The organism is Bacillota bacterium, assembly GCA_013314855.1.
GTDB lineage: Bacteria > Bacillota > Clostridia > Acetivibrionales > DUMC01 > Ch48.
Window position 1 is genome coordinate 16,849 of sequence record JABUEW010000049.1, and the last position, 12,416, is coordinate 29,264.

10 protein-coding genes are annotated in these 12,416 nt (G+C 35.8%); all 10 read left to right on the forward strand.

Annotated features, from left to right (window positions below):
* Positions 1-3: 3 nt before the first annotated feature.
* Positions 4-1,068: a hypothetical protein gene (locus HPY74_10110; GenBank protein ID NSW91003.1), complete on the forward strand. Its 1,065-nt coding sequence runs from the start codon at positions 4-6 to the stop codon at positions 1,066-1,068.
* 14 nt (positions 1,069-1,082) lie between these two features.
* Positions 1,083-2,162, forward strand: coding sequence for a dienelactone hydrolase family protein (locus tag HPY74_10115; GenBank protein ID NSW91004.1), 1,080 nt, complete (start codon positions 1,083-1,085; stop codon positions 2,160-2,162).
* On the forward strand, positions 2,159-3,223 hold the full coding sequence (locus HPY74_10120; protein ID NSW91005.1) for a hypothetical protein: 1,065 nt from the start codon (positions 2,159-2,161) through the stop codon (positions 3,221-3,223). The genes HPY74_10115 and HPY74_10120 overlap by 4 nt, the downstream gene beginning before the upstream one ends.
* 128 nt (positions 3,224-3,351) lie before the next feature.
* Entirely contained in the window at positions 3,352-4,248 is an 897-nt protein-coding gene (locus HPY74_10125; protein NSW91006.1) for a carbon-nitrogen hydrolase family protein, read from the forward strand.
* A gap of 78 nt (positions 4,249-4,326) precedes the next feature.
* On the forward strand, positions 4,327-5,577 hold the full coding sequence (locus tag HPY74_10130; protein NSW91007.1) for a DegT/DnrJ/EryC1/StrS family aminotransferase: 1,251 nt from the start codon (positions 4,327-4,329) through the stop codon (positions 5,575-5,577).
* Between the two features lie 59 nt (positions 5,578-5,636).
* Positions 5,637-6,638 carry a polysaccharide deacetylase family protein gene (locus HPY74_10135; GenBank protein NSW91008.1) on the forward strand — a complete coding sequence of 334 codons (1,002 nt, stop codon included), beginning with the start codon at positions 5,637-5,639 and terminating at the stop codon, positions 6,636-6,638.
* Positions 6,639-6,944: 306 nt separating this feature from the next.
* Positions 6,945-9,029, forward strand: coding sequence for an SEC-C domain-containing protein (locus tag HPY74_10140; GenBank protein ID NSW91009.1), 2,085 nt, complete (start codon positions 6,945-6,947; stop codon positions 9,027-9,029).
* A gap of 297 nt (positions 9,030-9,326) precedes the next feature.
* Positions 9,327-10,169 carry a helix-turn-helix transcriptional regulator gene (locus HPY74_10145; GenBank protein NSW91010.1) on the forward strand — a complete coding sequence of 281 codons (843 nt, stop codon included), beginning with the start codon at positions 9,327-9,329 and terminating at the stop codon, positions 10,167-10,169.
* A gap of 160 nt (positions 10,170-10,329) precedes the next feature.
* The gene (locus HPY74_10150) at positions 10,330-11,337 is read left to right on the forward strand and encodes a Gfo/Idh/MocA family oxidoreductase (GenBank protein NSW91011.1); all 1,008 of its coding nucleotides are present in this window, start codon (positions 10,330-10,332) and stop codon (positions 11,335-11,337) included.
* Between the two features lie 89 nt (positions 11,338-11,426).
* A complete protein-coding gene (locus HPY74_10155; GenBank protein NSW91012.1) occupies positions 11,427-12,365 on the forward strand; it encodes a Gfo/Idh/MocA family oxidoreductase in 939 nt (312 codons plus the stop codon).
* The last annotated feature ends 51 nt before the right edge of the window (positions 12,366-12,416 follow it).

Consider the following 12,416-nt stretch of genomic DNA (forward strand, 5'->3'; position numbering starts at 1 on the left):
TTTTTGACACATCGGGAAAAAGTAATTGCAGTTATTAAAGGCGAAAAAATTAACATTATTCCTTCTCTTGGAGAGTGTCCCATGGATGTTACGGTGTTAAAAAATCTACTTCCAAAGAGTACGGGGAATGTAGTGAAGGATCAGATCAACTTTGCAACTTTCTTTGATAATTCGGCTGTAGATGTAGGAATAGGAATAAATCAAAAAACCATAAGCAGAGATGAAACCCATCATAAGTATATGTATGAAACAGGTTCTGTATGGCTTGAAAAATATGTGCCTACCTTTTGCCGTGAAGCGCTTCAATTTCCAATAAACAGTCCGGAGGAAGCTTTTACATATAAAATGCCGGATGCAAACGAAGAAAAAAGATTGGATCACAAAGAAATGTGCAGGATAGTAAAAGCTTTTCATGATGCAGGGTATTTTGTACAGGGAAGTGTAATAGGTGCATGGGGTGCCATTTATTATTATCTGACAAGTTTTGAAAATATTTTGATGTGGATGGCAATTGAACCTGAAGCTGCACAGGCAATATTTAATATGACTAAAAAGTTCTCTCTTGATAGTGCCAAAAGATTGCTGGAATGTGGGGTTGACTGTATATTTACTGTTTCAGACCTTGGATCAGGAAATTCCCTCTTATTTTCCCGTAATATGTTTTATGAGTATGTATTCCCATGGCTTAAGGAGCTTGCAGATTTATGTCATAGTTATGGTGCATATCTTCACTTACATAGTCATGGCCATATACAGGATGTAATGGACGGTATTGTCGAGGCTGGAGTAGATATTATAAATCCTATTGGGCCATCTGACCATAATGACCTGGCAATGTTTAAAGAACGCTGGGGAGACAAGATAACAATTCATGGCGGGATAAGTACTACTATTTCACATATGACGGAACAGGAGATGAGGGACCATATATTCTCTGTAATTGAAATTGGAAGAAAAGGAGGACGCTTTTTTCCAAGGACTGAAAGTGGAATTCCACCTATGTCTGTTGAAAAAACAATGGCATATATAAATATATTAAAGGAAGCAAGACAAAAAGGATATATATAAAAGAGGTGGTATGGTTGCCTAATAAAACTAAAATTTCAATGGAATATCCTGATAATGTATTAAAATACTCATCATTAAAATATCTTCAATGGAAAGTAAGTGAAATATGTAAAGCTCTTCCCCAACATTTTGCCACTCTTGAAGAATGGAAAACTTACAAGAGTAATCTTGTGCCGAAACTAAAAGAACTATTGCCGGTATGGGAACCAACTCAAGAATTTCCGGATATTAATAAAGCAAAGATTGATTTGGGTGAGGACTTGATTCTTGAAGCAGTTGATGTAAATGTCGAATATAAATATTTTGTGCCTATACATATTTACCGCCCTAAGAATATAAATAGACAACTTCCTGTAGTACTGGTCTGTCCTGGATACGCACAACCTAAAAATGCTCAGGATGTGGCTGATATATGTATTGCTTTTGCCAAAGCGGGAATAATGGCTGCAGCTGTTGAATATGACGGTACAGGAGAATGTGCCGATAGACCTGATGCAGTTACTGGTATTAATAATGTTACTGCATTAGCATTGTTAATAGGCATGAATAATGTGGGGTTAAGAGTAATGCATAATCTCTCTGTGCTGCGATATTTAAAAAGCCGCAATGATGTAAATTCCGAATGTATAGGTATAACAGGGTTGTGTCAGGGAAGTATTATATTGTGGTATACTGCAGCTTTATGTGAGGATTTTAAGGCAATAGCTCCTATATGCGGGACTACCACTCTTGAGGCTGAAGCTCTGGAATATACTAACAGGCAGGGAGGATGGACTGGTACAAGCCCATTTGTATTTGATATCCTTAAACACTGCGATGTACAACATCTATATGGTTGTTTTGCCCCTAGACCTTTACTCGTACAAAATAATATTGTAGATCATCATTGGCCATATTCCGGATTGCAGAAAGTTAAAGATATGATTGAGAATATTTATGGACTTTATAATGCTAATGGAAATTGCAGTTTTTTACTTGAACATGAACCTCATGCTTTTGTAGGGAATTTTATTAAGAATACGGTAGAATGGTTTTCAAACATTTTTTTAAATAATTATTGTATGAATAACGTGAAAGTGAGTGAATCGAGATGAACTCAAAAGAACGTGTTATGGCAGCTGTTAATTTTCAGAAACCTGATAGGATGCCTCTGTGGAATACTTATTATTTCCCGGAATTTACAATAAATTGGAAAAAATATATGGGATTCAACGATGACATAAATCCGGCTGATTACTACGGATATGATGTATGCATATGTATAGGTGATGAAAGTTACTTTCCTTCCAGATATGAAGTGATATGTGAAGATGATAATTATATAATATGTAATGATAGCTGGGGTAGGACAGTAAAGTCGGGGAAAAATGCTTATTTCAGCCAAACTCTTGACACAATATTAAAAAACCCCGGCGACCTTGATAAATTAGAATTTGAACCAGCGGACAGTGAAATACGATGGAGGGGTTTTGCAGAACAGGTAGAAAGGGAAAGAATAGCGGGAAAATGCATATATGCTAAAATAGGTGGAATATATATACGGAGCCACACATTGAGACGTGAAGAAGACCTTCTTGCCGATATGGTGCTTGATGAAGGTTTTTGCAATGCGTTATTTGACAGAGTATCAGAACATTTTACCAGTATGGCCCTAGAAACTTTAAAGCGAGCTAATGCATGGAATACAGGACTGTGGGTATATGATGATATGGCCAGCACCTATAATACGATGTTTAGCCCTGCCCTGTTTGAAAAGTATTTTTTGCCAAGATATGCAAAAATAATTGATACATGCAGGAAAGCAGGATGCAAACACTTTTACTTTCATAGTGATGGTAACATCGGACCAATTATTGATCTTTTGCTGGAAGCAGGATTTGAAGGGTTTAACCCCCTGGAACCGAGGAGCGGACTGGGGCTTGTCAAGTTAAGAGAAAAGTATGGTAAAAAGATAGTCTTTTTTGGAGGAGTTTGCAATACAGAAATACTGCCCTGTGGGAACAAGGAGGAAATTAAAGCCCATGTAATGCCTCTTTTGGAAATGGGTAGAGAAGGAGGTGTAATTCTGGGAACCCATACAATTGCAAAGGATGTAACTCCTGAGGCTTATGAATATTATATGAGCCTTGTAAAACAGTTTGGAGTATATTTATAAAACCTATTTTAACATGTTCAAATACAATATAACATATTTACTTAATAAGCAGACTCTGAAATAATTATGATGGTTAAACTTTTTATAATATATAGTATAAATGTTTTTTTTGGGGGAGGTTGTTCTAATTGAGCAGAAAAGTAAAAATTGCAACAGTTTCATTTCTTATTGATAATGAATCAAAAATACCCGGTACTAATATAAATCGTGCTTTAGCCTTGGTTGATAAGGCAGCAAAATACAACCCCGACCTCATTGTGTTTCCAGAAGAATTTGATATCTATGCTTTATCCCCTGAAGACGTAAAAAAGGCTGGTGAAATTGTACCCGGGGGACCAATCCAGCAGGAATTTGCCAAAAAAGCAAAGCAATCTAACACTAATATTGTAATTGATATTAGGGAAATTGATGGAGATTTGAAATATAATACAGGTATAGTTATAAATAGAAAAGGAGAATATGTAGGGAAATATAGGAAGTCCCATTTAGCCCCCGGAGAGGAGATGGACGTACGGGCTGGAGATGAATATCCGGTGTTTGAGCTTGATTTTGGAAAGATTGGCATTACTATATGTATGGATATACATTACCCTGAAATTTTCAGGATATTGGCTCTTCAGGGTGCCGACATTATTGTACACCCAACAATGTGGATAGACTATACGGGTAATTTATGCGAGTCATTAGTAAATGCCAGAGCAATTGATAATCAAGTATATATTGTTACCAGCCATTATGTTGAAATGCCTTATCTGTCAGGAAGAGCTATGGGTCATTCCCGTATAGTAGATCCTTATGGAAGAACGCGGGCAGATACAGGGCATAGACCAGGAATTGCAGTTGCTGAGGTTGACCTTGATGAAGTTTATGAATATTGGGCTACAGGGGAATTAAAGAAAAGACTTCCAACGCTTAAAGATTGTTTCCTTGGTCTTCGTAAGCCTGAGACTTATGGCATACTTACCAGGCCTGACAGGGAAAATAACTGGAAACTTAAATCTCCCTTACTTTATGCTAAAGAGTAGAAAATAATATGGAGGAATTTATAATCCTAATTATAAAAAGTTAAAAAGTAATTAATCATAAATAATGGAGGTGCGAAAGTGGGATCAGATAAAAACCATGCGAAGTTTGGTTTTGCAGCATACCGTGAAATGCGAGGTAAACTTCCAAACTCGTTTCCAAGAATAATAGGACCAAATGCAATAAAATATTTGCAGGAAATAGTTGATAGTGGACTTACGGTTGATATGGTAGGACGTTTTGAAAAGGAATTTTGTAAAGCTATGGGAGTAAAACATTGTATTTCAGCTCCAGGTTGTTCGAATGCAATTCTATCTCTTGCAGAAGCTCTTAACTTTAATCCGGGGGATGAAGTTATATTTAGCCCTATTACAGATTATGGCACAATTATGGGTTTTGTTAAAAATAATTATATCCCGGTTTTTGCAGATACTGAACCCGGCAGTGTAAATGTAAGTGCCAAAACAATTGAGCCTTGTATAACTGATAGAACAAGAGCAATTGTTGTTGTTCATAAAATGGGACTAATGTGTGATATGGACCCCATAATGGAATTGGCTAAAAAACATAATTTACTGGTAATTGAAGATGTTTGCCAGGCTATTTTTAGCAAATATAAAGGAAGACTCGCAGGTACCATTGGAGATGCTGCAGCATTTTCATTTGACTGTGAAAAGACAATGGGTTCAGATATAGGAGGGTGTTTCATTACAAATAATGATGAGATAGCTAATTATGCAAGATTTCGCTGCCAGAGCAGGGGAGCAGAAATGAAAGAAGGTTTTGGACGATTGCATACTGTATGTGGAAGTGCAATACGTATGCCAAACTGTACGGCAGCAATAAATTTAGCACAACTTGAAATACTTCCTGATAACGTGGCAAAAAGAGACAAGGCAATAAGGCTTATTACTGAAAAACTCAGTACAATACCCGGAATAATTCCTGAAAAGATTCCGAAATATCAGGAAGTATGGTCCTGCTGGATGGCAGGGTTCAGAATAAATCCTAATGTTTTTGATTGTTCAGCAGATGATTTTGCTAGGGAATGTGCTGAACTTGGGATTACAGGAGCAGGTACAGGTAGGTATTACCTTATGCTGGAAGCTTGTACTTTCCTTGATGAGTATTCTAAAAAGAAAATTTATCCTTATTCAATGCCTCCTGCATCTTATGAATATAAATATGGTCCAGAGACATGCCCGAATGCTAAAAAGTATTTGGATAACTGGATAAGGTGGTCTACAATATCTGAAAAGTATACTGAAGGAGATTGTGAAACGGTTTATCAAATAGTTAAAGAAGTAGCAGAAAAACACTATAAAAAATAGGTGCATATTACAATATAATATGACATTTATTAACTATATGCAAAATGGGAGGTTATAGCATGAAAGATCTGCTTGAGCTTTCAATAGCAGAATGGAAATATGCTAAGGAATGGGTGTATTCAGCAACTTATGATGAAGCTCTTTCTGAACTCTACAGGTTTGTTATTCCTGTTCATGATGAACTGGGAATACCGGGACATGTGGAGGTTGTATCAGGTCACATTGGAAAGATACGTAACCTTGGTGAAAGTTCGTATAATGGCATGAAACATATGGATGTGTATGAACTGCGTGATGTTATGTCAAGAGGATGGGGAGTGGGATGCCATTCCTGGAGCCATATAATGGTTATGGAAAATCCGGAGAGAGAGCTTCTTTTAGCCAAGGAAGAGCTTGAAAAGGCAATAGGAAGAAGAATTACTATTTATACTGCTCCGGGTAGTAATCTTAATCTTACATCTGAAGTCATATCTAAGGCAAAGGAATATGGTTATATTGCTGGAATGAGTATTACTGATGACCTTAACTATCCCGATGCCGAGGACCTTTTCTGGATTAATAGATCTCCTCTTCATGAGAAGTTCAGTGATTTGTATGATAGTGCATTCGATGCATACAAGCGTATACACCAGGCTAAGAAATATAAAGGATGGATAGTTGATTACCTTCACTGCCCTCTTGAGAAGGCTGTACATGACTATAAAGACTGTACTGCTGCACACCATAGGGAAAGACTTGAAACTATTGCTGAAGAAGGGAAATATGACTGTTGGTTTGCGAATCCTGATGATGTGGTGGATTATAGATATATGAGAAAATACACAAGGATTATCAAATGCTCCGAAACCTGGGGAAGTTTTAAAATCAGGATAGAAGGTCTTCCAGAGCAAGTAATGTGTAGAGAGTTGACTTTTATACTCAAAAGCGTTTATACCCCGGAAGCATTAAATATAACAATAGATAGTAAGGAGGTTAGTGCTTTCCCCATAGGAAAATCATGTATATGTTTTACAGCTCCTATTAGGCAAGGGAGTGAGATTAATATAAATAAAAGAATTTAATAAAATTGATAGCAAATATGCCGGACAGGTTTCGTCTGGGTGTACCAGCCTGGAAAACTCCTTGACATTAGTCTTTATACCTTGTGGGTAAATCACTCTGTGGAATTTTGTTTCTTGCAATTCAAAACTACCACAGTTGGTCTGCTAATGCTTTTCTTTTACCATTTAATTGCCAATGTACATTCTGATAGTATTATCAATACAATTTGTTACATTTTATTGCACAACACTAGTAAAAATATATTTTATTAAATTACCTTTTTGTGTTAAACTATTAGTATAAAAACTTATTGATGGAGGTGTAATGTGAAAAAAGGTAGATGCTATATTTGTAATGATTTTTATTCGGAGAATGGAATGGCAAGGCATATAAAAACGTGTCTGGAGAAAACAAAAGGGGCAAAAATAAATAGAAATAACATTAATGATAGCACTTACTTAATAAAAGTAGAAGCAAAATACAATATAGGTTACTATTTGTATTTAATGGTAGATGGGTGTGTATTATTAAGGGAGATGGATCAATACTTAAAGGATATATGGGTCGAATGTTGCGGACATTTGAGCAAATTTGTTATTAACGGCATTAAATATGAACGCTACCCGGACGATGAATGGGGAAATTCTGAGGATATGGATATCGAAATAGATGAAGTTTTGGATGTAGGAATGTCCTTTACCTATATTTATGATTATGGTTCGACTACAGAACTTGAGTTAAAGGTAATGGAAAAGTATGAACCTTTATTTCCCGATAGAGGTATACGTCTTATTGGTAGAAATTTACCTGTAGAATATAAATGCTTTTATTGTAATAATTTGGCAAAGTTGCATTTTTACGATGTTTATTCAGGCAAGCAAGGCTTTGTATGTGAGTTCTGCATGAAAAAGATGCAAACCGAGAATAAGGAAGTGTATTTTACCGATATAATTAATTCTCCGCGTGTAGGAGTATGCGGATATAACGGCCCGACAGACGATATTATGTTTATGGAACATAGAGAGGTTAAAAACCGGAAAAAAAGAAAAGAGAAAAAAGTGGCAAGTGTACCGGATGACAAGCTTACATTTATTGAGAAATTGTTAAATGGGAAACTATCCGAGGAAGATATGGAAGAACAACAATTAGACCTTGATGATTTGCTTTACAGGATTGCAAACCTTACAAGTTATAGACCACGCTCTATGCCACCTTTTATGATTGAACGCTGCAAGCTTGATGGTCACATGTTGAAAGATTATTTGAGCTTATTGCGTAAAAACGAACTTGATGTAATAAGAAAAAAACTTAATATTGAAAAAGCTTCAGAATTAAAAAAAGATGAGCTTATTGAACTTATTAATCAATTTTTACTGGATAACATTGAAAATATACTGGCTTTTTTACCACAACCTTCATACATTGCCATATCGGAAATTCACAAGACCGGAGAAGCTTTCTGGGAAGAAAGCGAAGGTGTTCCGAAGATATTGGCGGATTTACGCAATAAAGGGCTTTTGTTTACTGTATGTGGTGAAGATGAAGAAAAGTATGAATGGGTTATTCCTGATGATATAAAAATGGTTTTAGAGAAACTGAAAGCAAATACGGACTTCCAAAAAAGACGAATGTTTACAGATAAGATTAGTAAAATCATTATATCAATTTTCTACTATTGGGGTATTGTACAAAAATATGATTTAATGAAAGAAACTGCCCGATTATTGGACCTAAGTATAGATGACGAGTTTACAACTGCTTTTGAAAACATATTCAAAAATATGGAAAAAAGCTATACCGAAAGTGAGAGAATAGGGACAAAAGTGTATTATAATATGTTTGCAGAAAACGTAAGCAAAAAAATACTGAGCTCTGAATGGCAAAAGGCAGAGTACCCTTTAATCTCAAAAGAAATGATACCGGAAGGGAATGAAGGGTGGTTAAGCCTCGTTTTGCACAGCCCTTATTTCAAATGGGTTTACGAAGTAATGGGACAAGTGGGACAAGCCGGGGATAAAGAAATTGACAATGATGAAGAGGCATGTGAATTGGTTTCAGATGTTGCACGGATTTCTTTAAATATAAAGCCTGGAACAGATATAAGGCAACTGGCAAAAGAGTTGGAAATGCAGGATGAAGTTTTAACAGTTCCCTTTATTAGAGAACTATTGAATAATATATTATTGTATACACCAAACTATTGGATAAAAGGCAATTCTATTTCAGGCGAAATTCATGTATGTAATGAACAATACAAGGAGTGGAATCCTAAAAGCTTACCTCCGAAAAACCTGGTTAAGGGCCGGGGAAAGAACTCTGCCGAGACTGCTGCGTCAAGATGGAAAGTGGGCAGAAATGATCCTTGTCCATGCGGGAGTGGAAAGAAGTTTAAGCACTGTTGTGGGAAATAAAAAATGGATGATATTATGAGTATACAGAGGGTATTATTGCATTGACGGTTCTTGGAATGATAAAGTAATGGTGTACTTTACGTTTGAAAGTACAAAGATAAGAAGGTGGAAGTTGATAATAATGATAAAAAATGATACATTTTCAGCGTTATTGACGTTAATGATGATATTATGATAATATCAAAATGTAGATGTTAATATGATAATATTAATATTATTATAATCATATTTAATGTTGGTATAATAACTAATAAAATGATAAAAAAATAATAAGTTAACAAAAGAGAGAGCGGGAATATGTTTTCGCTGCCGGTAGAAGTAATGTGGGTATCGAAGTGCAAGTATGATAATATAATACTTGATAAACATACACATAAGTTTTACCATATGTTTTTTATAAGAAATGGTGAGGGGAGTATTTTTGTTGACGGGAAAGACTATACCGTCAGTAAAAACGATGTATATTTTTGCCATCCTGAAATAGTACATGGGCTTATGGCTCAAAGTGCTTCTCCCTTAAATACAATAGAAGTAAAGTTTACTGTAATAGATACAGAATTATCGAAGTTGCTGGAAACTCTCCAACATAAGATTGAATGTAAATACCAAAGTTTTCCCTTCAGACTGGAAGAGTTGGTAATGGAAGCGTTACATAAACCCAGGTTTTATAAGGAAATTGTTAATACCGGTTTTACAAGGATTTTGTTTGAACTTGTAAGGAATGATGAAAATTTTTTTACCAATCATATTAATGAGATTAGTGAAACCGTAAAAGGAACTATTAAAGATAAAGAAGGTAACTGTTTTAATTTACTGAAAATTATAGATTATATAAATGAAAACTACCACGAAAAAATTACACTAAAGAAGTTGTCAGATATAGGGGCTGTAAGCCTTGCACATCTAAATAAGCTGTTTAGAAAAAATTTTAATGTCTCACCCATGCAGTATATAAATAATTTGCGCATTTTAAAAGCAAAAGAGCTTATGATGTATTCAGACTTTAACATTACTCAAATATCCGAGTTAGTAGGTTTTCAAAGTATACACTACTTCAGCCGGTGCTTTAAAGAAAAGGAAAAGGTTACGCCCAATGAGTTTAGAAAGGATGTAAAGGATAATATATATATTTACCTTTAACTTAAATTTACACATGATATGCTGCACATTACGAATTAAAGTTAACATTCGGTGTACTATCAATTAGATTATTCAAAATATAGCTAAAAAAATGCAAAGAATATTTATTATAGATTTTATATAATCAAGTTAAATATAAGATGAAAGGAACTGATACGGTATGAAAAGCTTGAAAGTCGGTTTGATAGGCTGTGGAGGGTTTGCAAAGGGAATGCACATCCCGATTTTAAAGAAAAATCCAAAGTATACTATCCATGCAGCAATGGATGTCATTGAAAATGCTGCGAAGGAAGTGGCTGAAGATACTGGTGCTGCCTATTGGACAACAAATGTAGATAAACTTCTGTCAGACAGGGAGATTGATGTGGTGTTTATTACCACTCGTCATGATTCTCATGCCGAGCTTTCGGTAAAAGCAGCCAATGCGGGAAAGCACATTATGTGTGAGAAGCCAATGGGACTTAACCGTAATGAATGCAGGGCAGTAGTTGAAGCAGTAAAGAAAAATAATGTTAAGTACACTATAGGTTACAACCGGGGAATGGCGCCTATGGTAACGAAAGCCCGTGACCTGTTAAAAGATTTTCCCGGCAAGAAAAAAATGATATATCACCGTATCCAGGCTCCATTTCCGGAATCCCACTGGACACATGTAGCCGAAATAGGAGGTGGGCGTTTTGTCGGTGAAGGTTGCCATGTTTTTGACTTGCTGTGTGAAATAGTACAGGCACAGCCTGTTACGGTTTATGCTTCCGGCGGTACATTCCTTGACCCGGAAAAAGTGAAAATTCCCGATAGTGGAATAGTTACAATTACTTTTGCAGATGGCTCTGTGGGTACAACTCTTATAAACAGTGCAGGATGCCCGGACTTCCCAAAGGAAGCGACCGAAATTTACTGTGACGGCAAAGCCATATTTATTAATGACTTTACTAAAATGGAGTATTATGGTTTTGAAGGCCATAAGAGGACTTACCTGGAATTTGACAAGGTAGACAAAGGGCATGCTATAGAATTAGATATGCTGGCAGACGCAATACTAAATGATACTGAAAGCCCAAACGGCCTTGTAAAAGCTGCGAGGGCAGCAGTAATAAGTTATATGGTAAATGAATCTATTGAAACGGGTGCCCCGATTACTATTAAAGAAAGCGATTATATTTTTTAATTTATTGTACTAGTTATATTCAAGAATTATGAGCCTTAGAGACTATAAATTAAAGGCTGTAAATTAAATATAAAGGAGAATAGGTCATTATGATAAGAATTGGAGTCGTAAATATAGATGTATCACACCCCAAAGCATTTTCGGAATACCTTAAAAAGGGAAATCGGGCCCGTTATGTGGCTGTTTATAATGACGGTTTCCGGGGTGATGATGAAGTTGAAGGCTTTATTAAAAATTACAAACTTGAGAAACGCTGTAAAACTGTAGAAGAACTTGCTGAAATGGTTGATATCGGTTTTATACAGGGGTGTAACTGGGATAAGCATCTAAACTATGTACAACCTTTCATCAACAGAAAAAAACCGGTTTTTATAGATAAACCTATTGTAGGTTCTCTGGCAGACTGCAAAAAACTGGAGGAACTTGCCTCTAAAGGCGCTGTTATTCTTGGAAGCTCTTCAGTACGTTATGCTGAAGAAATAGTTGAGTTTGCCAATAAAAGTGAAAAAGAAAAAGGAAAAATCCTTAATATTTTTGGTACAGCGGGTGTAGATGAATTCAATTATGCCATTCATATCGTAGAAGCAATGGGAGGAATTGCAGGTACGGGAGCTCTATCATGTAAATTTGTAGGGCGCAGTGAAGTTGAAGGGAAAATTTGTGAGACGTTTTTTGTAAAGTTTGAAAATGGAATGACAGCAATATATAATACTTTCCAGGGGACATGGCAGCCTTTTGAAATGGTAATAATGACAACCAAGTCTACTTACCAGTTTAGAATAGATACAGGAAAGATCTATGGTGCATTGCTTGACCGGATATGCGACTATATGGAGACAGGTAAAAATACCCTGGCGCCTGTTGAAGCATTAACCGAATCTGTAAAAATTATGTTGGCAGGAAGGATTTCCAGGGAAAAAGACGGAGAGGAAGTAAAACTATCCGATATACCTGAAGATGATCCGGGTTATGATGGGGATAAGTTTGAAGAGGAGTATGCCGCTAAAGCAACAAAGATTTATTTGTAATAAAATAATTATAATAAATAATAAATAAAAAATAATGAAATAAAAATAGCA